This is a genomic window from Ruegeria sp. CI1 (genome assembly GCF_056536925.1).
Window position 1 is genome coordinate 16421 of sequence record NZ_JBQFQP010000001.1, and the last position, 24478, is coordinate 40898.

At 61.1% G+C, this 24478-nt stretch carries 24 protein-coding genes; 11 read left to right on the forward strand and 13 right to left on the reverse strand.

Annotated features, from left to right (window positions below):
* Positions 1-39: 39 nt before the first annotated feature.
* The gene (locus ACR0LZ_RS00100; RefSeq protein ID WP_480747726.1) at positions 40-534 is read right to left on the reverse strand and encodes a GNAT family N-acetyltransferase; all 495 of its coding nucleotides are present in this window, start codon (positions 532-534) and stop codon (positions 40-42) included.
* A gap of 72 nt (positions 535-606) precedes the next feature.
* On the opposite strand from ACR0LZ_RS00100, the gene ACR0LZ_RS00105 reads away from it, so the two are divergent.
* Entirely contained in the window at positions 607-1212 is a 606-nt protein-coding gene (locus ACR0LZ_RS00105) for a flavin reductase family protein (RefSeq protein WP_480747727.1), read from the forward strand.
* Positions 1213-1347: 135 nt separating this feature from the next.
* On the opposite strand, the gene ACR0LZ_RS00110 is transcribed toward ACR0LZ_RS00105, so the two are convergent.
* Positions 1348-2982 (reverse strand): SulP family inorganic anion transporter, encoded by a 1635-nt coding sequence (locus ACR0LZ_RS00110; protein WP_480747728.1) that lies wholly within the window; start codon positions 2980-2982, stop codon positions 1348-1350.
* A 160-nt stretch (positions 2983-3142) separates the two neighbouring features.
* Between ACR0LZ_RS00110 and ACR0LZ_RS00115 the strand changes: the two genes are divergently transcribed.
* The 5 genes from ACR0LZ_RS00115 (at position 3143) to ACR0LZ_RS00135 (ending at position 7332) form a co-directional block, all read left to right on the forward strand.
* Positions 3143-4021, forward strand: a complete 879-nt coding sequence (locus ACR0LZ_RS00115) for a DMT family transporter (protein WP_480747729.1) — start codon at positions 3143-3145, stop codon at positions 4019-4021.
* A 131-nt stretch (positions 4022-4152) separates the two neighbouring features.
* A complete protein-coding gene (locus tag ACR0LZ_RS00120; RefSeq protein WP_480747730.1) occupies positions 4153-5025 on the forward strand; it encodes an S-methyl-5'-thioadenosine phosphorylase in 873 nt (290 codons plus the stop codon).
* Positions 5026-5101: 76 nt separating this feature from the next.
* Positions 5102-5941, forward strand: a complete 840-nt coding sequence (locus tag ACR0LZ_RS00125; protein ID WP_480747731.1) for a hypothetical protein — start codon at positions 5102-5104, stop codon at positions 5939-5941.
* A 72-nt stretch (positions 5942-6013) separates the two neighbouring features.
* The gene (locus tag ACR0LZ_RS00130; protein ID WP_480747732.1) at positions 6014-6643 is read left to right on the forward strand and encodes a LysE family translocator; all 630 of its coding nucleotides are present in this window, start codon (positions 6014-6016) and stop codon (positions 6641-6643) included.
* A gap of 149 nt (positions 6644-6792) precedes the next feature.
* Positions 6793-7332 carry an adenine phosphoribosyltransferase gene (locus tag ACR0LZ_RS00135; protein ID WP_480747733.1) on the forward strand — a complete coding sequence of 180 codons (540 nt, stop codon included), beginning with the start codon at positions 6793-6795 and terminating at the stop codon, positions 7330-7332.
* A gap of 4 nt (positions 7333-7336) precedes the next feature.
* Here the strand turns inward: ACR0LZ_RS00135 and ACR0LZ_RS00140 are convergent, their stop codons facing one another.
* The 11 genes from ACR0LZ_RS00140 to coxB all read right to left on the reverse strand — a co-directional run bounded on the left by ACR0LZ_RS00140 (position 7337) and on the right by coxB (position 17216).
* Positions 7337-8755 carry an FAD-binding oxidoreductase gene (locus tag ACR0LZ_RS00140; protein ID WP_480747734.1) on the reverse strand — a complete coding sequence of 473 codons (1419 nt, stop codon included), beginning with the start codon at positions 8753-8755 and terminating at the stop codon, positions 7337-7339.
* A gap of 38 nt (positions 8756-8793) precedes the next feature.
* Positions 8794-9612 carry an MBL fold metallo-hydrolase gene (locus ACR0LZ_RS00145; RefSeq protein WP_480747735.1) on the reverse strand — a complete coding sequence of 273 codons (819 nt, stop codon included), beginning with the start codon at positions 9610-9612 and terminating at the stop codon, positions 8794-8796.
* 102 nt (positions 9613-9714) lie between these two features.
* The gene (locus ACR0LZ_RS00150) at positions 9715-10299 is read right to left on the reverse strand and encodes a GNAT family N-acetyltransferase (RefSeq protein ID WP_480747736.1); all 585 of its coding nucleotides are present in this window, start codon (positions 10297-10299) and stop codon (positions 9715-9717) included.
* Positions 10299-11561, reverse strand: coding sequence for a M16 family metallopeptidase (locus ACR0LZ_RS00155; RefSeq protein WP_480747737.1), 1263 nt, complete (start codon positions 11559-11561; stop codon positions 10299-10301). Before ACR0LZ_RS00155 ends, ACR0LZ_RS00150 begins: the two co-directional genes overlap by 1 nt.
* Entirely contained in the window at positions 11558-12946 is a 1389-nt protein-coding gene (gene thrC / locus ACR0LZ_RS00160; protein WP_480747738.1) for a threonine synthase, read from the reverse strand. Before thrC ends, ACR0LZ_RS00155 begins: the two co-directional genes overlap by 4 nt.
* Positions 12943-13620: an SURF1 family protein gene (locus ACR0LZ_RS00165; protein ID WP_480748080.1), complete on the reverse strand. Its 678-nt coding sequence runs from the start codon at positions 13618-13620 to the stop codon at positions 12943-12945. Before ACR0LZ_RS00165 ends, thrC begins: the two co-directional genes overlap by 4 nt.
* A 156-nt stretch (positions 13621-13776) precedes the next feature.
* Positions 13777-14592, reverse strand: coding sequence for a cytochrome c oxidase subunit 3 (locus ACR0LZ_RS00170; protein ID WP_480747739.1), 816 nt, complete (start codon positions 14590-14592; stop codon positions 13777-13779).
* Positions 14593-14614: 22 nt separating this feature from the next.
* On the reverse strand, positions 14615-15190 hold the full coding sequence (locus ACR0LZ_RS00175; RefSeq protein ID WP_480747740.1) for a cytochrome c oxidase assembly protein: 576 nt from the start codon (positions 15188-15190) through the stop codon (positions 14615-14617).
* A complete protein-coding gene (locus ACR0LZ_RS00180) occupies positions 15190-15351 on the reverse strand; it encodes a hypothetical protein (RefSeq protein ID WP_480747741.1) in 162 nt (53 codons plus the stop codon). Before ACR0LZ_RS00180 ends, ACR0LZ_RS00175 begins: the two co-directional genes overlap by 1 nt.
* Positions 15348-16292: a heme o synthase gene (gene cyoE, locus ACR0LZ_RS00185; RefSeq protein ID WP_480747742.1), complete on the reverse strand. Its 945-nt coding sequence runs from the start codon at positions 16290-16292 to the stop codon at positions 15348-15350. The genes ACR0LZ_RS00180 and cyoE overlap by 4 nt, the downstream gene beginning before the upstream one ends.
* An 87-nt stretch (positions 16293-16379) precedes the next feature.
* Complete coding sequence (gene coxB, locus ACR0LZ_RS00190; RefSeq protein WP_480747743.1) at positions 16380-17216, reverse strand: cytochrome c oxidase subunit II; 837 nt, start codon at positions 17214-17216, stop codon at positions 16380-16382.
* A 177-nt stretch (positions 17217-17393) separates the two neighbouring features.
* On the opposite strand from coxB, the gene tldD reads away from it, so the two are divergent.
* The 5 genes from tldD to ACR0LZ_RS00215 all read left to right on the forward strand — a co-directional run bounded on the left by tldD (position 17394) and on the right by ACR0LZ_RS00215 (position 24475).
* The gene (tldD, locus tag ACR0LZ_RS00195) at positions 17394-18815 is read left to right on the forward strand and encodes a metalloprotease TldD (RefSeq protein ID WP_480747744.1); all 1422 of its coding nucleotides are present in this window, start codon (positions 17394-17396) and stop codon (positions 18813-18815) included.
* Positions 18816-19046: 231 nt separating this feature from the next.
* A complete protein-coding gene (gene dprA, locus ACR0LZ_RS00200; RefSeq protein ID WP_480747745.1) occupies positions 19047-20201 on the forward strand; it encodes a DNA-processing protein DprA in 1155 nt (384 codons plus the stop codon).
* Positions 20202-20373: 172 nt separating this feature from the next.
* Entirely contained in the window at positions 20374-23013 is a 2640-nt protein-coding gene (gene topA / locus ACR0LZ_RS00205; RefSeq protein WP_480747746.1) for a type I DNA topoisomerase, read from the forward strand.
* Positions 23014-23144: 131 nt separating this feature from the next.
* On the forward strand, positions 23145-23849 hold the full coding sequence (locus ACR0LZ_RS00210) for a CoA transferase subunit A (RefSeq protein ID WP_480747747.1): 705 nt from the start codon (positions 23145-23147) through the stop codon (positions 23847-23849).
* Positions 23849-24475 (forward strand): CoA transferase subunit B, encoded by a 627-nt coding sequence (locus ACR0LZ_RS00215; protein WP_480747748.1) that lies wholly within the window; start codon positions 23849-23851, stop codon positions 24473-24475. Before ACR0LZ_RS00210 ends, ACR0LZ_RS00215 begins: the two co-directional genes overlap by 1 nt.
* The last annotated feature ends 3 nt before the right edge of the window (positions 24476-24478 follow it).

Here is a 24478-nt window from a genome sequence, read left to right on the forward strand (position 1 = left end):
CAAGAAAAGATCGGTGCGCGCGTGCCGGGTTTCAATGGGTTATTTCGTCCAGCGGGTAACAGGGCCGCAAATATCCACCCAGCCGCCGGGCACCAGTTCCATGCCGAGAACCCGGTCAGGGTTTGTAGGCGGCGGCATTTCCACGCCTTCCAGCCGAGTGAAGCCAAAGCGCGAGTAATAGGGCGCATCGCCCACAAGCATGACACGATGCCAGCCCTGGTTGCGCCCGGCCTCGACCCCTTCGCGGATCAGGAACCCGCCCAGACCTTCGCCCTGGTGCGTGGGGTGAACCGCAACCGGCCCCAGTAACAGCGCGTCATGATCACCGACGTGAACGGGCCAGAACCGGATGGCACCAGCCACGACGCCGGTGTTGTCGCGCACGACCATCGACAGGCCCGCCACGGGCGGAACATCGTCGCGCAGACGATAGGAGGACAGCGCCTCGCGCCCGGGCGCGAAGCACAGGTCGTAGAGGGCTTCAACCTCCCACCAGTCGTCCGGTCGTTCCGGGCTGATTCCGAATTGCTGCACCCTGGCCCTCTTTTCAGCTGTGGAAATCGCCCTAGCACTTCGCTACGCCTTGGGCAAACGCTTGGAGATATGATGTTCTATCGACCCGAAGACGGCCACGGCCTTCCGCACAACCCGTTCAACGCCATTATCACTCCGCGCCCGATCGGCTGGATATCGACCCGCGATTCGGATGGGATCAACAATTTGGCACCCTATTCCTTTTTCAACGGGGTTGCTTACACGCCGCCGCAGGTGATGTTTGCCTCAACCGGCACGAAACACGATCAGATCGGCGGCAAGGACAGTATCGCCAATATCGAGGCGACAGGCGTATTCTGCGTGAATGTTGTGGCCCATGCGCACCAGGATGCGATGAACGCCAGCTCGGGCAGCCTTCCAAAAGAGGTGGACGAGTTTGCCCATGCCGGATTAACCCCGGTCGAATGTGAAACCATCCCCTGTGCCCGCGTACAAGGTGCCCCGGCGGCGTTGGAATGCAAGCTCACCCAGATCGTCACCCTGCCCGGCGCGGCCAACCGCGTCGTGTTTGGAGAAGTGACAGGTGTGCACCTGCTCGACGACCACATCCGGGAGGGCAAGTTCGACGTAACCTCATTCAAACCTCTGGCGCGGCTTGGGTACCGGGACTATTCGGTCGTGTCCGAGCTGTTCTCGCTCAATCGCCCGGATGATTGAGGTTGTCGGGGGCTCTGCCCCCACCGCCCGTTCCGGGCGGCTCCCCCGGGATATTTTTTGGCCAGATGAAGCAGGGATTCTTCATTCATCTGGCTTCAAATATCCCGGAGCGCGAGGCGGAGCCTCGCAAAAGGATCAGTGCCCGCCTAGAATGCCGGTGCGGACAGAGTAATCAACCGCCAACTCGTAATCCGGGTCATCATCACTGTCGACCATCAGGTGGCCCGCCTTGTTCAGCAACTTGTGACAATCGCGGCTGAGGTGGCGCAGCATGACCCGCTTGCCTTCGGCCTCGTATTTCGTGGCCACCGCTTCGATCGCCTGCAGGGCGGACTGATCCACCACGCGGCTTTCAGCGAAATCGACGATCACGGTTGCGGGGTCGTTTTCGACATCGAACAATTCCGTGAACCCGTCGGTTGAACCAAAGAACAGCGGTCCCTGGATTTCATAGACCTTTGCCCCCTTTTCGGTCGCCGACTCGCGGGTGACCGCGTGGATGCGTTTGGCGTTGTTCCAGGCATAAGCCAGCGCCGAGACGATCACGCCGACGACCACGGCAACGGCGAGGTCTTCCATCACGGTGACGACGGTGACCAGCACGATCACGAAGGCATCCATCAGCGGCACCTTGCGCAGGATGTTGAACGAGTTCCACGCGAAGGTGCCGATCACCACCATGAACATCACGCCAACCAGCGCAGCCAGCGGGATCTGTTCGATCAGGGGCGCGGCAAAAAGGATGAAAATCAGCAGGAACAATGCGGCCGCGATGCCTGCGACGCGGGTGCGGCCGCCGGATTTCACGTTGATCATCGACTGTCCGATCATGGCACAGCCCCCCATACCGCCGAAGAAACCGGTGACGACGTTGGCGGTGCCTTGTGCGATACACTCCTGCGACGCGCCACCGCGTTTTCCGGTGATCTCGCCAACTAGGTTCAGGGTCAGCAGGGATTCAATCAGGCCGATGGCGGCGAGGATCACCGCATAAGGCAGGATGACCTGCAGCGTTTCGCGGTTGAGCGGTACCATCGGGATGTGGAATTGCGGCAGGCCGCCTTCGATCGAGGCCAGATCGCCGACGCGCGGGACGTCCAGGCCAAAGCCGATGACAAGCGCCGCGACCACGAAGATGCCAGCCAGCGGGGCCGGAATGATACGGGTGATCCGTGGCATCACCCAGATCACCGCCATGGTCAGAGCAACAAGGCCCAGCATCGTATAGAGCTGCAGGCCCGACAGCCATTCACCGCCGCCCATGCCGTGGCCAGTGTTTTCCATCGATCCCGGCACCTTGAACTGACCCATCTGCGCGAGAAAGATCACGATGGCGAGGCCGTTGACGAAGCCCAGCATCACCGGATGCGGCACGAGGCGGATGAACTTGCCCCATTGCATCACACCCGCGATGATCTGAAGGATGCCCATCAGAACCACCGTTGCAAACAGGTATTCAACCCCATGCTCGGCCACCAGGGCCACCATGACGACGGCCAGCGCGCCGGTTGCACCCGAGATCATGCCGGGACGCCCGCCGATCAGGGCGGTAATCAGCCCGACCAGAAAGGCCGCATACAGGCCAACCAGCGGGTGTACGCCCGCAACAAAAGCAAAAGCGACCGCCTCGGGCACCAGCGCCAGCGCCACGGTGAGGCCCGACAACAGCTCGATCCGCAGGCGCGACGGGGTCAGACCCTCGTCCGGCATCCAGCGCAGATCGGGTATGGCTAGGCGATTGGCAAAACTTGCCAGCATGGCTCGGGGCATGGATCGGTCCTGTTGGTCGGTTTGTTCGCGCAAAGGCGCCTTCTAGACGGTTGTGCCCCATCAAGCCACCGCACTGAGCGGGATGCGGCCATGCGTCGCGCGCATGGCGAAGACCCGGCCGGTCTTTACTTGGTCGCAGTCTTGCCCCTAACTCATCGGCATGAGCGATCACTTGAAAGGTCTGATCATTACAACGCTGGGCGTGCTGCTGGTCGTGCCGGATTCACTGTTTGTGCGGCTGATCGGGGCCGATCCGATGGTGACTGCATTCTGGCGCGGCCTGACCGCCGGAACGGTTGTGCTGATCGTCCTGCTGGCGGTTCAGGGGGTGAGCGGGTTTCGGGCCTTGCTGAACACCGGTTGGCCGGGCGTGATCTATACGATCCTGATCGGCTCTACCGCGCCGGCCTTTGTTCTGGCCGTCAGCAATACCAGCGTCGCAAACGTGGTGTTCATCTTTGCCTCGATGCCGATATTTGCCGCGATTTTCAGCCGGATTTTCCTGGGCGAGCCCATTCGGCGGCGCATGGTGCTGACGATGGCGGTGGTCTTGGCGGGGCTGGCGATGATTGCCTATGGGTCGGGCGAGACGCAGATTTCGTCCTGGAGGGGTGACATCTGGGCCGTTTACGTGTCTGCCGCCTTTGCGGCCGCGCTGACCGCGGTGCGCAAGGTCAGGGACACGTCAATGATCCCGGCCATTCCGATTGCCTATATCGGTGCGGCGCTCATAATTGGGATGTTCGTATCGCCGGCTGCGGCGTTTGAGCAGCAATGGCCGCTGTTTCTGGGTCATGGAGCCTTTATCGGGGCGGCCTCGTGCCTGCTGGCGCTTGGCCCGCGCTACATCAGCTCGGCCGAGGTGTCGTTACTGGTCCTGCTGGAATCTGTTCTGGCGCCCATTCTGGTCTGGGCGGTAGTCGGTGAAGATCCGGGGCCTTGGGCGATCGCGGGAGGCGCAGTGGTGATCGGCGCGCTTTTGGTGTCGAACCTTGTCGCGGTGTTGGCTCCGGCGCGCCGCGCAGGTGGGGCCACCTGACGCAGCCACTGGTCGTCTTCAGGGCATTGTGACCAGAGGGCACCTTGGGACACGGCACAGCGCTCTTGTCATTCCGGTCGCGGCCCTCCAAAAACCTTGAGCAGGCAACGACCAAGGCAGGGAGAGCACAGGTGAGCCAGACGAAAATCGCGGTGATCGGCGGATCGGGCATCTATGAGATCGACGGGCTTGAAAACGCCAAGTGGGTTGCGGTTGAGACCCCTTGGGGAGTCCCCTCGGACGAGGTTCTGACCGGGTCGCTGGACGGGGTCGACATGGCTTTTCTGCCGCGCCACGGGCGGGGGCACGTGCATTCGCCGACAGAGGTGCCATACCGCGCCAATATCGACGCGCTGAAGCGGCTGGGGGTGACAGACGTCATCTCGGTCTCGGCATGCGGGTCGTTTCGCGAAGAGATGGCGCCGGGGGATTTCGTGATTGTCGATCAATTTATCGACCGGACGTTCGCGCGCGAGAAAAGCTTTTTCGGGACCGGCTGTGTTGCCCATGTCAGCGCGGCGCATCCAACCTGCCCGCGCCTGAGCGACGCCTGCGAGGCGTCTGGAAAGGCGGCAGGGATCAACATTCACCGCGGCGGCACCTATCTGGCGATGGAAGGGCCGCAGTTCTCGACCCTGGCGGAATCGAAGATGTACCGCGAGGTCTGGGGTTGTGATGTGATCGGCATGACAAACATGCCCGAGGCCAAGCTCGCCCGCGAAGCCGAGCTGTGTTACGCCTCGATCGCCATGGTCACCGACTATGACAGCTGGCACCCGCATCACGGCGAGGTGGATATCAGTGCCATTATCGCCACGCTGACCGGAAACGCCGACAAGGGCCGCGCGCTGGTCAAGGGGTTGCCCGCGTTGCTGGGGGCGGACCGCGCGCCCTGCCCGCATGGCTGCGACCGGGCGCTGGATTTTGCCATTCTGACCGCACCAGAGAAGCGCAACCCGGAGTTGCTGACGAAACTGGACGCGGTGGCGGGGCGGGTGCTTTAGCTACAAAAGGCTGAGAAGTCGCCCGTGATGTGATACAATCCCCCCATTGTTTTCAGAAATTCGTGGGGGATTTTTCATGAAACAAGGTGCCATCCGCATTTTGCAGGAAGAGTTGAGCGCGACCGGGACGTATTCCGGCCCGATTGATGGACAGATCAACGCCGCAATGGATACGGCGGCTGCGGCTCTGGTCCAACCGCGCGCCAGCGAGTTGTCCGGTGACCCAAGTGCCTGGAGTGCCGCCCGAAAACGCGTCGCCGCATTTCAGCTAGTCAGCAAGGACGCCGGTATTGATCCCGGGGACATCGACGGTTTGTGGGGAAGCCTTACTGAGGCGGGCTATAGTGATTTCCGCTTTTTCCGGGAGACCGGCGAGTTGCCGATGGATTTCCGGGATATCGTGCCGTTGGACGTCAATCCCAATGGCTGGCCCACAGATAAAACCGGACAGGCCGATCTGTTCAGTTTTTTCGGCTTCAATCCGAATTCGGGTGGGCAGCCCGCGACCACAATCGTTACGGTTCCATGGACGATGAAGCTGGACTGGGACCGGTCGGTCAAGACCAGCAAGATCGGTTGCCATCCGAAAGTCGCCCAGAGCCTTGAAAGGGTTCTGACCAAAATCGCTGCCCGTTACGACCACGATGCCCGGGTCGACATGGGATTGGACATCTATGGCGGGTGCAAGAATGTGCGGCGCAAGCGCAATGGCTCGACATGGTCCACGCACTCTTTCGCCGCCGCCATCGACTGGGACCCGTCGCGCAACAAGCTGGACTGGGGGTGGAAAAAGGCCCGGTTGGCCCGCGCCGACTGCCTGGATTTCTGGCGCTTCTGGGAGGAAGAGGGCTGGGTATCGCTGGGCCGCGAGAAGAACTTTGACTGGATGCACGTACAGGCCATCAAGCTTCCATAGCAAAACGCGGGGTATGGACGTTCGCGTGCGGGCGTTGTTTGATGCACCGATATGTCAATCACAGGTGTTTTCATGCCTCTCGACCTCTGGCTTGCCTTTGTCGCCGCCTCGACCGCACTGCTGCTGATCCCCGGTCCGACCGTATTGTTGGTGCTGAGCTATGCCCTGTCCAAGGGGCGCAGCGTTGCGGTGGCCTCGGCCACGGGGGTGGCCTTGGGCGATCTGGTGGCGATGACCGCGTCGCTTCTGGGATTGGGGGCGCTCGTGTTGGCGTCGACCGAGATGTTCATGGTGCTGAAATGGGTCGGTGCCGCCTATCTGATCTGGCTGGGTTGGAAACTGTTGCGCAGCGCGCCGTCCGATGGTCTGGGGACCGTGCGCACCGAGCGTGATGTGACCGCAGGTAACGTGTTCGGTCACGCAGCGGCGGTAACGGCCCTGAACCCGAAATCCATCGCGTTCTTCATTGCTTTCGTGCCGCAATTCATCAAACCTGGCGAGGCCTTGATGCCGCAATTCACCATCCTGATCGCCACCTTCGTTGGACTCGCCTGGCTGAATGCGCTGACATATGCCTTGTTGGCCGACCGCCTGCGGCACCTGATCGCGCGCCCCAAGGTAATCACGGGGATTACCCGAGTCGGCGGCGTGACGTTGATGGGCATGGGTGTGGCCACCGCATTGCTGCGCCGCCCGGCCTGACCCGGTTTTTCCGGATACATCGAGCGGCATTTTCGCTGCGTTGAACCAAATCCAAGGGCGGGACGCCGCAGCCCGCATCCTGCCTCTTGAACGGCGCGTCCCGATGCGTCAAACCCGCTTGCGTGAACCATGTCAGCAAGGGAGGCCGCATGCCCAAAAGCACCTCGGTCAAGGACTATATCCGCACCATCGTCGATTTTCCGCATGAAGGGATCATGTTTCGCGACGTGACCACGCTGTTTGCCGATGCGCGCGGGTTCCGCATGGCCATCGACCAGATGCTGCACCCCTACGCGGGCGAGCGCATCGACAAGGTCGTGGGGCTGGAAGCGCGCGGGTTCATCCTTGGCGGCGCGATTGCACACCAACTGAGCGTCGGCTTTGTGCCGATCCGGAAAAAGGGCAAGCTTCCGGGCACCACCATCAGTCAGGATTACAAGCTGGAATATGGCGAGGCCATCGTCGAAATCCATGACGACGCCATCAAAGAGGGCGAGAAGGTTTTGGTGGTCGATGACCTGCTGGCCACCGGTGGCACCGCAGCGGCCGGCATCAAGCTGATCCAGCGCCTGGGCGGCGACATCGTGTCCTGCGCGTTCATCATCGATTTGCCGGAACTGGGCGGGCGCAAGGTGCTGGAAGGCATGGGCATGGATGTGCACGCCCTATGCGAATTCGAAGGCCTCTGAGCGGCTATGCGCGACGCAGAACCGCGCCGGGGTTCATGATCCCGGCAGGGTCCAGTGTCGCCTTGATCTCCCGCATGGCGGCAAGTTTCACCGGATCGCCGTAACGCTCCAGATCCTTGACCTTCATCCGCCCGACCCCGTGCTCGGCGCTGAACGAGCCGCCATAGTCGCGTACCAGATCATGCACCGCCTGCATGACAGCTTCCTTTTTGCCTTCAAGCGTCGTGCGGTCGATGCCCGCCATCGGATAGACGTTGTAGTGCAGGTTGCCGTCGCCCAGATGCCCGAAACAGTTGATACGAAACGCACCCAACCCCGAAACGACCCCGGCCGCGCGGCGAATGAAATCGGGGATGACCGACAGCGGCAAAGAGATATCATGGCTCGACACCGAACCGATCAGCCGGTTGGCCTCGGGGATATGTTCACGCACCGACCAGAGCGCCCGACGCTGCGCATCGGAATGCGCCACGACACCATCCCGGGCGATCCCGTGTTGCAAGGCCGTCTCGAAAAGCGCCTCCATGGTACGGGCGGGATCAAGTCCCTGTGGCAGGCCAAGCTCGACCAGGACGCACCATTCGGGTTTGACATCGAACGGCTGGCGAATGCCGGGCAGAACCTCGGCCAGAAACTCCAGCCCCTGTCTGTGGATCAGTTCAAAGGCACTGACCGCCTCGCCGACGCGATCGCGGGCGCAGGCCAGCAGTTCCAACGCCGCTTCGGGCGACGGAACCACGATCATCGCGGTGCTGGTGCCCGCCGGGATGGGATAGAGCTTCAGCGCCGCCGCCGTGATGATACCCAGCGTCCCCTCGGACCCGATCAGCAGGTTGCGCAGATCGTATCCGGTGTTGTCCTTGCGCAGCCGGGTCAGCCCGTTCCAGATCTCGCCGTTAGGCAGGACCGCCTCCAACCCAAGGCACAGGTCGCGGGCATTGCCATAGCGCAACACATTCACCCCACCAGCGTTTGCAGCAAGATTGCCGCCGATCCTGCAGGTTCCCTCCGAGGCGAGTGACAAGGGAAACAGGCGGTTGGCGTTGCAGGCCGCCGCCTGAACATCGGCCAGAATGGCGCCAGCTTCGACCACCAGCACGTTTTCGGCCGGGTGCACCGCCCGGATCGCCGCCATCCGCTCCATCGAGATCACCAGCGGCGCCGGCCCTTCGGGCATCACCTGCCCGCCTACCAGGCCGGTGCCGCCCCCATAAGGGACAACCGGCACCCGCGCCGCAGCGGCACAGCGGATCAGCGCCGCGACCTCAGTCACGGTTCGCGGCAGGGCCACAAGGCCCGCCTGCCCAGCATAACGCCTTCGCGGCTCTTCCAGGAAACGCGGCTCGACCGGGTTCAGGATATCCTGCGGAAACTCTTTGGTGAGGCGAGCGGCAAAACTGTCATCGGCGGGATTCAGGGTCATGCCCAATCCATGCCCAAGGCGCGTGCGCCGGGCAAGCCCTAATCGGGCTCGATCAGGTATCGCGGTTCCAGCACAACCACCGTGGGCCGGTTGGGCAAGGAGCGAAGCGACACCTCGATCTCGGACACGCCGTCGCGCCGTATGGCGAACTCGTCTCGAACGCCCGAAAGAAAACGCTCCAGTGAATAGCCCGAGAACCAGTGCATCGGGATTATGACCGAGCTTTTCAAGCGCTTCAGAACCGAAATCATTTCAGGCAGGGGCATGGTCGTGCCGCCATCGACGGCAGCCATGACCACGTCCAGTCGGCCAAGAGCGGCGAACTGCGCGTCGCTGGGAACGTGGTGCAAGTGTCCCAGATGGCCGATACACAGCCCCTCGACCTCGAACACGAAGATCGAGTTACCGCGTTCCTCGACCCCGCCATAGACCGATCGGATATCGGTCGAAACATTCCGGATCAGGATTTCGCCCAGATCCAGGTGGTGTTCGATCCCTTCGCCAAAACGCCCCCAACCCGGCAGAACATACGGGATCGCGGGATCGGGGAATTGTGTCCAATGGGTCTCGTGCGCGTGGTTCATGGTCACGATATCCGGAATCATATCGGCGCCGCCGATGAACCCGGTGAAATCGGTGACCGCATTCAGCCCGCCGGGTGTCTGGATCAGAAACGAGGCATGCGCGATATAGCTGACCCGTACCGAATACTCCGGCACCGGGTCCTGCCAGGCCGCCTTGTACAGATAATCGATCCCCGGCGCGGCATCGGCAATGGCGATGCAATGGCTCGGCCGCCGTTCCTGGGCCACGGCCCCGCCCGATATCACCATCAATGCTGCAACCAACCAGCGCATACCCGAAGTGTAGCGCAGATCGCCACCAAGTCATGCCCCTAGTTCATCTGGCCCAAAATATCCCGGGGGAGGCGCGGCTTGCCGCGACGGGGGCAAAGCCCCCTAGCCCGTATCCGTCTTGCCGCGTCGGTCGGATCGGAGGCTGGCATAAAGCACATGCGTCCGCCACCGCCCGTTGATCTGCAGATAGGATTGCGCCACGCCTTCGTATTTGAAGCCCGAGCTTTCCAGCAGTCCGCGAGAGGCCGCATTTTCCGGCAGGCAGGCCGCCTCGATCCGGCTCAGATCCAGGCGGGTGAAAGCGTAATGCACAACCGCACCGATGGCCTCGCGCATATAGCCTTGCCGGGCAAAGGCCTGCCCGGTCCAGTAGCCCAGCGTTCCCGCCTGCGCCGGGCCGCGACGGATGTTGTCCAGCGTGATCGCGCCCAGCAGGACGTCATCGGCGCGCCGGAACAGAAACAGCGGGATGGCCGAGCCGTTCGAGATCGAGCGCTGCGCCCAGTAGACCCTGTTGGTAAAGGATTTACGGCTGAGGTGATCGTTGGCCCAGACCGGTTCCCACGGGGTCAGGTAATCCTCCGAGGCGCGCCGCAGCGCTGTCCAGTCCTGATAGTCGGAATGCGCGGGCGGGCGCAGGCTGAGCCGCTCGGTCTCGAGTTTCAGCTTGCGCTTGCCCAGCAGCATCACGCCGCGCGCCTCTCCTGCAGGTCCGCGAGGGACGGCGCCGTCGACACCGGCCCATAAAGCGCCAGCGCCGCAGGGGCCGTGACCGCCATATCCTCGGCGAACTGGCGCACGTCAGCGGTGGTGACGGCATCGATTTTCTCGACCGTTTCCTCCAGCGACGGCACCCGATCCCAGATCTGCACCAGCCGGGCTAAACGCTCGGCCCGGTTCGAGGGGCTTTCCAGCCCCATCAGCATCCCGGCCTTCATCTGGGCGCGGGCACGGGCGACCTCTTCGGGGCTCATGTCTTCGGCTGCGCGCTTCATCTCGTCGATGGTGATACCCGCCAGTTCCGCAACCTGAGTGGCGGAGGTACCGGCATAGATCGTGGTAGTGCCGGTATCGGCGTAAGCTCCGGCCTGCGCAAAGATCGTATAACAGAGGCCGCGCACCTCGCGGATTTCCTGAAACAGCCGCGAGGACATGCCACCGCCCAGTGCCGACGAGTATATCTGCGCGGTATAGATGGCGTCGTCACGATAGCCCGGGCTTTCGAACGCCAGCGCGAAATGGGCCTGTTCCAGAACCTTTTCGTGGCGCGCCTCGCCGCCGATGAAGCGGGCGGGCTCGGCGATCAGCCCCTTGCGGGGCTGCAAATGCCCGAACATCTTTTCGGCCAGTTTCATCAGCTGATCGTGGTCGACGGCGCCTGCAGCGGACAGGATCATCTGTTCCGGCCCGTAATGTTCCGCCACGAAGGCCGACAGATCCTCGCGCGAAAAGGCGCTGACCCGTTCCGTGGGCCCAAGGATGGTGCGACCCAAAGGCTGGTCGCGATAACTTTCTTCCTGCAACCAGTCAAAGATCACGTCATCGGGCGTATCATGGGCCTGACCGATTTCCTGCAGGATTACACCGCGCTCGACCTCGATCTCGCGCGGGTCGAAGACCGGGTTCATCACGATGTCCCCGATCACGTCCATGGCCAGCGCCACGTCGTCCTGGAGCACGCGGGCGTAGTATGCCGTCACCTCGCGCGAGGTGTAGGCGTTGATGTAGCCACCCACATCCTCGATAGCCTCGGCAATTTCCAGCGCCGAGCGCCGCTCTGTCCCTTTGAACGCCATGTGTTCGAGGAAATGAGCGATACCGTTCTGCTCGATCCGCTCGTGGCGGCCTCCTGCGGTTACCCAGATGCCAATGGCCGCAGATTGCAGCCCCGGCATGTGTTCACTGACGATACGAAAGCCGTTGGCCAGTTGGTCTTGTCTAACAGTCACGCAGTAATCTGCCCTTTGATATAGTTCTGGATGGCGCCCAGATCGTTGGCGATGCGGGTCACCCGTTCCGACCGTTCATACAGGTCAGACATGCGCGGGGGAAGAGGCGGATGCACGCCGCTTGCCTGTTCCACAGCAGCGGGGAATTTCGCCGGATGTGCGGTGGAAAGGGTGATCATTGGAACATCTGCCGCGCGCGCCTCTTCGGCCACCTTCACGCCGACGGCGGAATGGGGGCAGACCAGTTCGGCGCTACGGGTAAGCGTGGATTTGATCGTGGCCAGCGTTTCCTCTTCGGACACACGGCCCGAATCGAAATTCTCACGCAGCGCTTCCATCGCGCCCTGGCTGATATTGAAGCCACCCTGTTTCAGCTCATCCATCAATTGTGCGATGGCCCCGCCATCTTCGCCATAGGCATAATAGAGCGCGCGTTCGAAATTCGAGCTGACCTGAATGTCCATCGACGGGCTGATCGAAGGGATAGTCTCGCCCTTGAAATACCCCTCGCCCGAGAGGCAGCGATGCAGAATGTCGTTCTGGTTGGTCGCCACCACAAGGCGGTCAATCGGCAGCCCCATACGCTTGGCCAGATAGCCAGCGAAGATGTCGCCAAAGTTGCCGGTTGGCACCGTGAAGCTGATCTTGCGATGCGGCGCACCGAGGTTGGTGGCGGCAGAAAAGTAATAGACCACCTGTGCCAATACGCGGGCAAAGTTGATCGAGTTTATGCCAGCCAGCCTGACCCCGTCGCGGAAGTCGAAATCGTTGAACATGTCCTTCACCGAGGCTTGGCAATCGTCGAAATCGCCATCCACCGCCAGCGCATGCACGTTGCTGTCGGCGGGCGTGGTCATCTGGCGGCGCTGTACCTCGGAAACACGGCCATGCGGGAACAGGATGAAAACGTCCACCGCGTCCAGCCCGCGGAACGCCTCGATCGCGGCTGAACCGGTATCCCCACTGGTCGCGCCGACGATGGTCACCCGCTCGCCGCGCTTCTTGAGGGCAACCTGAAACAGCTGACCAATGAGCTGCATGGCGAAATCCTTGAATGCCAAGGTGGGGCCGTGAAACAGCTCGAGCAGGAAATGGTTCTCGTTCAGCTGTTTCAGCGGCGCGCGGGCGGCGTGGCCGAAATCCTGGTAAGCGCGCGCGATGATCCTCTTGAACTCGTCCTCGGCAAATGAGCCGCTGACATAGGGCCACATGACGCGGAATGCGATTTCCTCATAGGGCAGCCCCGCCAGCGACGCGATTTCGGCATGGGTCATCACCGGGATTTCGGCAGGCACGTACAAGCCGCCGTCGCGGGCAAGGCCGGTCAGCATGGCCTCTTCAAACGAGAGTTCGGGCGCCTGCCCGCGGGTCGAGATGTATTTCATGTCGCGTCACTTTCAGAATTGGCACGGCTGCGCCATAGGAAGTATCCGGTCATCGCGGCCCAGACCAGAGCCAGGCCAAACCAGGTTATTGCATATTGCAGGTGATCGTTTGGTATTCCCGCCGTGTCCACCGGCAACGGAGTCACATTCGGATCGGTTTGCGAACGGGCGATCAGCAGAACCGGCTCCGCACCCAGTGCAGCCGCAAGCGCGGGCACATCGCGGGCGAACCAGATATTGGCGTCGATATCAGGTGCGGGCGTGTAACTGTCAATTTCGTCCGGCCAGTGCAAATTGCCTGTCACCTGCATCTGGCCGTTCCGACGCCCGGCCTGTTTGGCCGTGGTCGGGATGAACCCCCGGTCAATCAAAATGGTCCGGCCGCTGGAGCTGAACGGCTGAATGATGCGATACCCCGCACCAACCTGTTTGAGCGACACAAGAACGTGGATTTCCGCAGGCTCCATCTCGCCCGACACCGTCACCGGCAGGTATTTGTCCTGATCCGCCGAAATCTGCGGTGGCAGGGAAACCGGCGTGGCCGAGATCCGATCTTCGATCTCTGCCAGAACGTCCTGCTTCCACGCCAGGCGCTGTACCTGCCAGAAGCCCAGCGACAGCAGCACGCCCAAACCGGCGAGGCCGAAGATCAGCAGGAACAGAATACGGCGCATGTCAGGACCAAACTTCATTTCAGGAACCGGCGTCTTGTTAAGGGGCGCGCGGGCTGAATTGCAACCACGCAATTGTATGGAGAGCAATCTTGCGACCCACATAGAGAAAAAGCCGCCCCTTGGGGCGGCTTTTGCAATTGATCAGCCTGACCGGCCTTACATCAGCGGGGCCTGACCCCAGATGTAGACGGCAAAGAACAGGAACAACCAGACGACATCAACGAAGTGCCAGTACCAGGCCGCCGCCTCGAATCCGATGTGTTTTTCGGGCGTGAAATCCCCGCGCATCGCACGCAGCAGGCAGACAGTCAGGAAAATGGTGCCGATGATCACGTGCGCGCCGTGGAAACCGGTGGCCATGAAGAAGTTCGAATAGAACTGGTCGCCGCCGAATTCCCAGCCTTCATGCTTGAGCAGTTCGGCGTATTCGTACCCCTGCAAGAAGGTAAAGGCGATACCAAACACGATGCCGATCGCCAGACCCTGCACCAATGCCTTGCGATCATTGTTATGCACCAGCGCGTGGTGCGCCCAAGTTACCGCACAGCCCGAAAGCAGCAGAACAAGCGTGTTGATCAGCGGCAGGTGGAACGGGTCGACCGCATGGATGCTCGGCGCAACATATTCGGTGCCCACATAATCCTGCATCGGGTACATGCGGTGTTTGAAGAAAGACCAGAACCAGGCAAAGAAGAACATCACCTCTGAAGTGATGAACAGGATGAAGCCATAGCGCAGGCCGATCCGCACCACGGGCGTATGATCGCCAGCGCGGCTTTCGGCCACCACATCCGACCACCAGCCGAACATGGTGTAGAGAACGGCCAGAAGACCGGCCCAGAACATATAGGCGGTGATGCCGTGCATCCACAATACGGCCCCGACCAGCATGACGAAACCGCCCGCTGCGCCGATCAGCGGCCAGATCGACGGGCTCAGAATGTGGTAGTCGTGATTTTTAGCGTGTGCCATCAGCGTCCCTCACCTACAGGCATTAGTTCGTTGTTGTTTCCGCCTGCGCGTCGAGGGCTGCGTACCCCTCGGGCAGGTCGATTTCGTAGAATGTATACGACAGAGTGATCGTATGCACGTATTGCCCTTCCGGATCGTTGACGATTTCCGGATCGACATAGAAGGTCACGGGCATCTCCACCCGTTCCCCCGGTTGCAGCACCTGTTCGTCAAAGCAGAAACAGGCGATTTTCTGGAAGTAGCCACCTGCCGAATAGGGGGCCACGTTATATGAGGCCTGCCCGGCGACAGGTTTGTCGGTCGGGTTGTAGGCCTCGTAAAAGGCTAGCCCGGTTTCGCCGATACGAAGCGTCATCTCGCGTTCGACCGGTTTGAATTCCCACGGCATGCCGCGTTCCTTCGAGGCATCGAAGCGCACGGTGACAGTTTTGTCGATCACTGTGTCCGAGCTTTGCTCGGCCACGCCAGTGGTTCCGCCAAAGCCGGTGACCCGGCAGAACCAGTTGTAAAACGGCACCGACGCCCAGGCGAGTGCGCCCATGACGACGACGACGCCGACCAGTTGCAGAACCGTTTTCTGGGGTCCCCGAATCGCCATCAGTTCTGCACCTCTGCGCGCGGCGGCTCGTAGTCGCCCCGGCTGACCTTTACCACGGTCAGGCCAAAGATGATGACGATCAAAGCCGCCAGCGTCAGGGCCACGCCCAGATTGCGGCCAAAGCGGCGATTGTGCAGTTCGTGTGTCTTACGCAGGCTCATCCCCAGCCCCCCAACCCATAGGGCTTCAGCAGCGCCTCGGCCAGAATCGCGCCGAAATGCAGGAAGAGATAGAGCAGCGACAGCTTGAAGAAACCCCGTTCGGCCTTGAAATTGTCGGCCTCGGACGCGTGTTCGTCCCGGCGCGAGATTTTCCAGGCACCGCGCAGGAACAGGGCATTCATAACCAACGCCACCGCCAGATAGACGGGGCCGCCAATGTCAGAAAAGGCCGTGCCGACAGCCAGCAGCGCCAGCAGGGCAGTGTAAACCAGAATGTGAACTCGGGTGGCGCGACGGCCGTGAGTCACGGTCAGCATCGGCACCCCGGCGTCGTCATAATCCGAACGCATGAACAGGGCCAGCGCCCAGAAATGCGGCGGTGTCCACATGAAGGTCAAAGCGAACATCAGCCAGGGTTCGACCGACATAGTGCCGGTAGCCGCGATCCAGCCGATGACGGGCGGGAATGCACCCGCAGCGCCGCCAATCACAATGTTCTGCGGCGTCGAACGCTTGAGCCACATCGTGTAGATGACGACGTAGAAAAAGATGGTGAACGCCAGAAAGGCCCCTGCCATGATGTTGGTTGCCAGACCCAGCATTACAACGGCGAATCCCGACAGCGTCAGGCCAAAGGCGAGCGCTTCGCCTTCCTGAATCTTGCCAGCGGGGATTGGGCGTTTCTTGGTACGCTTCATCAAGCGGTCAATATCGGCGTCCCACCACATATTCAGCGCTCCGGACGCGCCGCCGCCGATGGCGATGAACAGGATGGCGCAGAATCCCACAAACGGATGCACCGGCACGGGCGCAGCCAGCAATCCGACCAGAGCCGTGAACACGACAAGAGACATTACGCGCGGCTTCAACAGGGCGAAATAATCGCCAAAGCTGGCCTCGTCCTCGCGGACTGTGCTGGCATTGATGCTTGCGTCGCTCATTTCCGGTCCTTTGGGGGCGAAAGGTGCGCGGAGACCACGCACCCTGCATCATCCTAAATCGGGCGGGTGTCCCCGCCACACCTTACGTCAGTTCGAGGCAACCTGATAGGATTGCGGAATACCCGCGAATTCTTCCTTGGCTTCGGTCAGCCAGCGGTCATATTCCTCTTCGCTCACGACCTTAACCGTGATCGGCATATAGGCGTGGTCCTTGCCGCAAAGTTCGGAGCACTGGCCGAAATAGACGCCTTCCTTGTCCGCCTTGAACCACAGCTGCGCCAGACGGCCCGGTACCGCGTCCTGCTTCACGCCAAAAGAAGGGATGGTCCACGAGTGGATCACGTCAGCACCGGTGACGTCCATCACGACAACCTTGCCGACCGGCACGACGACGGCATTGTCGGTGGCCAGCAGGTATTCATCCTGATTGTATCCATTCTCGGCCAATGCTTCCTTGCCCAGAAGGAAGCTTTCAAAGCCGAAGCCTTCGTCGGTGTATTCATAGCCCCAGTACCACTGGTAGCCGGTGACCTTGATATTGATTTCGCCCTGCGGGATTTCCTGCTGTTTGAACAGCACCGGCAGCGAGAACGATCCGATCAGAACCAGGATCATGATCGGGCCGACCGTCCAGGCGATCTCGACCGGGGTGTAGTGCGAAAACTTTGCCGGTGTCGGATTGGCGCGTTTGTTGAAGCGTACAAAGCTGTACAGCATCAGAAAGCCGACCAGAATACAGATCAATGTGATGATGACCAGAATCAGGCCGTCAAGCGATTGCAGATCGCGGGCGAGTTCCGTCGCGGCCGGCTGAAAGCCCAGTCCGCCGGGGGTCGGTTTACCGATGGTTTCAAGCTCCTGAGCCATGGCGGGCAGGCTGGAAAGGGCGGCGATAAGCCCCGAAAGCGTCAAAGCATTCTTCATTTTCTGTCCTGATCGTTTGATCTTTGCGTCCCTGACAGGGAGGTATGAATCAGGTCGCACCTCTCCCGTTGTCTTTGACCGCGTTAAAAACCATATTCCGGAGACTAGATAAAGCAAAATGCTTGCGTCAAACGGACGCTATTTTTGATCTGGATCAAATCGGAAAGGTTCCGGCCCATGCCCAATGACCCGTTTCGCCCCTTCGAGACCGCGATTCCGCTGGATGAAGCACTGGCGGTTTTGCAATCTGCGGCCCTTGGGGCGGATGATGGAGAGCTGTTCGTGGAACGGCGGAAATCCGAGGCGCTGGTGTTTGACGACGGTCGATTGCGGAGCGCGTCCTATGAGGCCTCGGAAGGCTTCGGGCTGAGGGCGGTCAAGGGTGAGGTCGCGGGATACGCACATTCGACCGATGTCTCGATCCCGGCACTGAAACGAGCGGCCGAAACCGCGCGTCTGGCGGTGGGTGCGGGTGGCGGTGTGCTGGCCCAGCCACCGATCGCGACGAACAAGCGGCTTTATAGCGATACCGACCCGATCGAATCGGCAAGTTTTCCGGTCAAGATCGAAACTCTTCGGGACATCGACGCTTTTGCCCGCGATCTGGATTCGCGCGTGGTTCAGGTCAGTGCGGCGCTGGCGGCCTCGATACAGGAAGTGGAGATCTTGCGCCCCGATGGCGTGCATGTGCGAGACGTGCGACCGATGACGCGCTTGAACGTATCGGTAATCGTGGAAAAGGACGGGCGACGCGAAAGCGGCTCTGCCGGGGGCGGCGGGCGTGTAGGTTTGGGCGGGCTGATCGACCCGGCGGACTGGCAGGAAAAGGTGCGCGAGGCGCTGCGCATCGCGCTGGTCAATCTTGAAGCTGTGCCCGCCCCTGCGGGCGTGATGGAAGTGGCGCTGGGGCATGGTTGGCCGGGCATCCTGTTGCACGAAGCCATCGGGCACGGGCTGGAGGGTGATTTCAACCGCAAGGGAAGTTCCGCCTTTGCCGGGCTGATGGGACAGCGGATCGCCTCGAAAGGAGTGACGGTTCTGGATGACGGCACGATCCCCGATCGGCGCGGCTCGATCACCGTGGATGACGAGGGAACCCCGAGTTCACGCACGGTTCTGATCGAGGATGGCATCCTGACAGGCTATATGCAGGATCGTCAGAATGCGCGTCTGATGGGCACCGTATCAACGGGTAATGGTCGGCGACAAAGCTATGCCCACAGCCCGATGCCGCGCATGACCAACACCATCATGCTGGGCGGCGACGCCGATTCGGCAGAACTTGTGGCCGAGATCAAGGACGGTATCTGGGCCGTCGGTTTCGGCGGTGGACAGGTAGACATCACCAACGGCAAGTTCGTGTTCTCCTGCACCGAGGCATACCGGGTGCAGAACGGCAAGATCGGTGCGCCGGTCAAGGGCGCCACATTGATCGGCGACGGGCCTTCGGCGCTGAAGAAGATACGCGGCCTGGGCAACGACATGGAACTGGACCCCGGAATGGGAAATTGCGGCAAGGATGGCCAGTGGGTGCCAGTTGGCGTCGGCCAGCCGACGGTGTTGATGGACGGGTTGACAGTGGGCGGTTCGGCTGCCTGAGGCAGAATCGGACCGGGTTCAGGGTTAATGGCGGGCGGGCTTGATTCGGAGCGCACCAGCGTCGCCCCGCAGGTTTCTGAACGCTGTGGCAATTTGCCAAATCGCTATATTTCAACGCATTGCGGCCCGCTGAGGATAAGAAATCGTGTGAATTGGAATAAATTCTACGCGATTCACCGCCTGTTAAGACCCCGTTGCGTAAACCAGTTTTGCAAACAGGCGGAGCGACGGATGACCGAGAAGCAGCATTCTTCCAATCACCCCCCACTCCCACCCACCACGGAAGAAGACCGGTTTTCGTGGCTCCGTCTTTTGCGCTCGCGCCGGGTCGGGCCGACAACATTTCGGCGCCTGTTGAACGAACATGGATCAGCGCAGAACGCGCTGGCTGCGCTGCCTGAAGTGGCGCGCGCAGCCGGGGTCGAGGGCTATGAAATCTGCCCTCCCGGCGTGATCGAGGCCGAACTCAAGGCCGCAAAAGCCGTGCGCGCACGGCTTTTGTGCCTGGGCGATGCCGCCTATCCCGCATCCTTGACGGATATTCAGGATGCGCCCCCGGTTCTGTGGACGTTGGGCAATGCGGATTTGTTGCGTCGACCCATGATCGCACTGGTCGGGGCCCGCAACTGTTCTTCGCTTGGCACGCGCATGGCGCGCGCACTTGCACACGATCTGGGTGCCGAAGGGTACGTAGTTGTGTCTGGCCTAGCACGTGGCATCGATGCGGCCGCCCATCTGGCGACTTTGGAGACAGGCACGGTCGCGGTTCTGGCTGGCGGTGTCGATGTCGTCTATCCGGCAGAGAATGCGCATCTTGCGATGGATATTGCCCAAAAGGGCCTGCGACTGTCGGAGCAACCCTTGCGCACTACGCCACAAGCGCGGCATTTCCCGCGGCGCAACCGGATCATTTCGGGTCTGGCTCAGGCCGTTGTGGTGGTCGAGGCGGCCGCCAAGTCGGGCAGCCTGATCACCGCGCGCGACGCGCTGGATCAGGGTCGCGAGGTGCTTGCAGTTCCCGGCCATCCGCTGGATGCCCGTGCAGCCGGCTGCAATTTGTTGATCCGGGATGGCGCGCAACTTGTACGCAACGCACAAGACGTGATCGAGGCGCTGCCCAGAGAGAAAGACAACCTGCCGGAATCACCGGCCAGAGACCTTCTGGATGCTCTGCCCCCTGCACCGCCCCAAAAACGCAGCCTTCAGGAAACCGCAAAATTGCATCTTCAGATTCTTGACCGGCTTGGCCCTTCGCCCCTTGCCGAAGACCAGTTGATCCGCGACCTATCCGCCAGTGCGGGCGATGTCGGCCCGGCACTGGTTGATCTGGAACTGGATGGCCGGATACAACGACAACCCGGCGGATTGTTGTCTCGTATCGGCTGAAGGTGCAGTGCCCTACTTTTGTTGTTTCGCAGCCCGTTTGCGGGCTTGCTTTCGCGTTTCAAACCGGCAGGAAATCAGGCTTCAAAGGAACGGATTGACATTCGGCCCTTGCACTCCACATCTTGCACCGCCATAGAAAGCGCCGCATCCGATATACGAGGTTTTCATTTAAATGCCTGTAGTTGTTGTAGAATCCCCAGCCAAGGCCAAAACAATCAATAAGTATCTTGGCCCCAACTACACGGTTTTGGCCTCTTACGGGCACGTTCGCGACCTTCCACCCAAGGATGGATCGGTAGATCCGGACCATGATTTTTCCATGACCTGGGAAGTTGGCGTCGACAGCCGCAAGCATGTCAAGGCGATCGCAGACGCGCTCAAGGATGACAATGCCCTGATCCTTGCCACTGACCCCGATCGCGAGGGCGAGGCTATCAGTTGGCATCTGCAAGAGGCGCTGACCAAGCGGCGCTCGATCAAAAAGGATACGGCGGTCAGCCGGGTTACCTTCAACGCCATCACCAAGGACGCGGTGACCCAGGCGATGCAAAACCCGCGCCAAGTCGACATGCCCCTGGTCGAAGCCTATCTGGCGCGGCGCGCGCTGGATTATCTGGTTGGGTTCAACCTGTCACCGGTTCTTTGGCGCAAACTGCCTGGTGCAAAGTCGGCGGGCCGGGTGCAATCAGTCTGCCTGCGCCTGATCGTCGAGCGCGAGATGGAGATCGAAGCGTTCAAGCCGGTCGAATACTGGTCGGTCAAGGCGCTGTTCGAAACGCCGCGCGGTCAGATTTACGAGGCGCGTTTGGTCACGCTGGCAGGCAAGAAGCTGGACAAGCACGACATTGCCAATGCCACGCAGGCGGAACTGGCGGTGCAGGCCGTCACCAGCCGCGCCCTGACCGTGAATGCGGTCGAGGCCAAACCTACCGCACGTAACCCCAGCGCACCTTTCATGACCTCGACGCTGCAGCAGGAGGCCAGCCGCAAATTTGGCATGGGCGCGCGTCACGCGATGCAGGTGGCGCAGCGGTTGTATGAGGCCGGCTACATTACCTATATGCGGACCGACGGCATCGACATGGCGCCCGAAGCGGTGGCGGCAACACGCGACACCATCGCGGACCGGTACGGTGCTGAATATGTGTCGGACAACCCGCGCATCTACAAGAACAAAGCCAAGAACGCCCAGGAAGCACACGAATGTATTCGCCCGACGGATATGAACCGCGACGCCAAGGCGCTGAAGGTCACGGATGAGGATCAGCGCAAGCTGTATGACCTGATCTGGAAACGCACCATTGCCTGCCAGATGGCAGCGGCGCGACTGGAGCGGACGACGGTCGAGATCGGCTCGGACGACGGTCAGGTCGGGTTGCGGGCCACCGGCCAGGTCGTTCTGTTCGACGGATTCATGCGCGTTTATGAAGAGGGCCGCGACGATGTGGCTGACGAGGATGACAAACGCCTGCCCCAGATCATGCGGGGCGACAAGGCCGTCTTTGCCCGCGAGTCTCTGTCCGATCAGTTCGTCAAGGCGACCGGCGAGACGCAGGTGACCGAAGGCGCAAAGGTCGCCAAAGAGGCGATCCTGTCCGAAAACGAAGCGGTTCTGGCGCTGCAACACCACACCCAACCTCCGCCGCGCTATACCGAGGCGACCTTGGTCAAGAGGATGGAAGAGTTGGGCATCGGGCGTCCGTCGACCTATGCCTCGATCGTGACCACGATTCAGGACCGTGAATATGTGCGCAAGGACAAGAACCGACTGATCCCCGAGGAAAAGGGGCGGATCGTCACCATCTTCCTGCTGAACTTCTTCCGCCAGTATGTTGGCTACGAGTTCACCGCGAATCTGGAAGAGCAACTGGATGATGTCAGCGCCGGTGATCGTGACTACAAGGATCTGCTGGGCAAGTTCTGGCGCGATTTCTCGGCAGCGATTGGCGAAACATCCGAATTGCGCATCTCGGAAGTGCTGGACAAGCTGGACGAGGCATTGGCGCCACAGCTTTACCCCCCGCGTGAGGATGGGTCCGACCCGCGTATCTGCCCGAAATGCGGTCTGGGGCAATTGCACCTTAAAACCTCGCGCACTGGCGGGTTCGTGGGCTGCGGCAACTATCCGGAGTGTACCTATACACGGCCCATCGCCGGTGAAGGCGCAGAAGGCGACGAACAATTGCTGGGCGAGGACGCCGGGGATGAGATCTGGCTGAAATCCGGCCGCTTTGGACCGTATGTTCAGCGAGGCGAACCCACGCCCGAGAACAAGAAGCCGCCGCGCGCATCGCTTCCACGCGGCTGGAGCAAGGATGACATGGATATGGACAAGGCGCTGACGCTTCTGTCCCTGCCCCGCCAGATCGGTGAGCACCCCGAAGGCGGCATGATCACCTCGAACTTCGGGCGTTTCGGCCCCTATCTGATGCATCAACTGGCCGATGAAGCCAAGCCAGTCTATGCCAACCTGAAAGACCCCAACGACGTGTTCGAGATCGGGATGAACCGCGCGGTGGAGTTGCTGGCCGAAAAGCGCGCCAATCCCGCAGGGCGCGGCAGGACCGCCGCCAAGCCGCTGAAGGAGTTGGGCGAACATCCTGACGGTGGCCCGATCAACGTGATGGAAGGCCGCTATGGCCCCTACGTGAAATGGGAGAAGGTGAACGCAACCCTGCCCAAGGGTACGGAACCTGCCGATGTGACGCTGGAGATGGCCGTGAAACTGGTGGCCGAAAAAGCGGCCAAGAAGAGTGGCAAAAAGAAAGCGCCGACCAAGAAAAAGGTGGCAAAGAATCCCAGTTCCAAGTGAAAGTCGCAGGCCCGGTTTTCATGCCGGGCCGCGTCATTACGTATAAATACCTTTCCCCCATGCATTCATTGACTTCCCCGTGACGCGACGGCACAACCTGCGGCATCACCAAGTCATTGGGGGAGTTTTCCATGAAAAAAGTCTATGCCAATGCCGCCGAGGCGCTGGACGGTTTGCTGCATGACGGGATGTTCATCGCGGCGGGCGGTTTCGGCCTATGCGGCATTCCCGAGCTGCTGCTGGACGCGATCAAAGAATCCGGCGTCAAGGATCTGACCTTTGCTTCGAACAACGCAGGCGTCGACGATTTCGGTATCGGCATCCTGCTGCAGACCCGACAGGTGAAAAAGATGATCAGCTCGTATGTAGGCGAAAACGCCGAATTCATGCGTCAGTACCTGAGCGGTGAGCTGGAGCTTGAATTCAATCCCCAAGGCACCTTGGCGGAACGCATGCGCGCCGGCGGCGCGGGCATCCCAGGCTTTTACACAAAGACCGGCGTCGGCACGGTGATTGCCGACGGCAAGGAGCACAAGGATTTCAACGGCGAGACCTATATTCTGGAAAACGGCATCTTTGCCGATCTCGCCATTGTCAAGGCGTGGAAGGCCGACGACACCGGCAACCTGATCTTTCGCAAGACGGCGCGCAACTTCAATGTGCCTGCCGCGACCTGTGGAAAGATCTGCGTGGCCGAGGTCGAGGAAATCGTCCCACGCGGCGAGCTGGACCCCGATTGCATCCATCTGCCCGGCATCTATGTGCACCGCATCATTCAGGGGCAGCACGAAAAGCGCATCGAACAACGCACCACCCGCAAGAAGGAGGACGCATAATGCCCTGGGACCGCAATCAGATGGCCGCCCGCGCGGCGGAAGAGCTGGAAGACGGCATGTATGTGAACCTCGGCATCGGGATTCCGACGCTGGTGGCGAACTATGTGGGAGACAAGGATATCACCCTGCAATCGGAAAACGGCATGCTGGGCATGGGCCCCTTCCCTTACGAGGGCGAAGAGGACCCCGACCTGATCAACGCGGGCAAGCAGACGATCACCGAACTGGCCCGCACCGCCTATTTCGACAGCGCCACGTCCTTTGCGATGATCCGGGGCGGCAAGATTGCTGCCGCGATTCTGGGCGCAATGGAAGTCGATGAGAAAGGCGATCTTGCGAACTGGATGATCCCCGGCAAGCTGGTCAAGGGCATGGGCGGCGCCATGGATCTGGTCGCGGGCGTCGGTCGGGTCATCGTGGTGATGGATCACACCAACAAGCATGGCGACAGCAAAGTGCTCAAGGAATGCACCCTGCCACTGACCGGTAAGGGCGTGGTGGACCGGATCATAACCAACCTCGGCGTTCTGGACGTGGTCGAAGGCGGGTTGAAGATCGTCGAGCTGGCCGATGGCGTCTCGGATGAAGAGATGCGCGCCGCCACCGAGGCGACAATCGTCACCTGACCG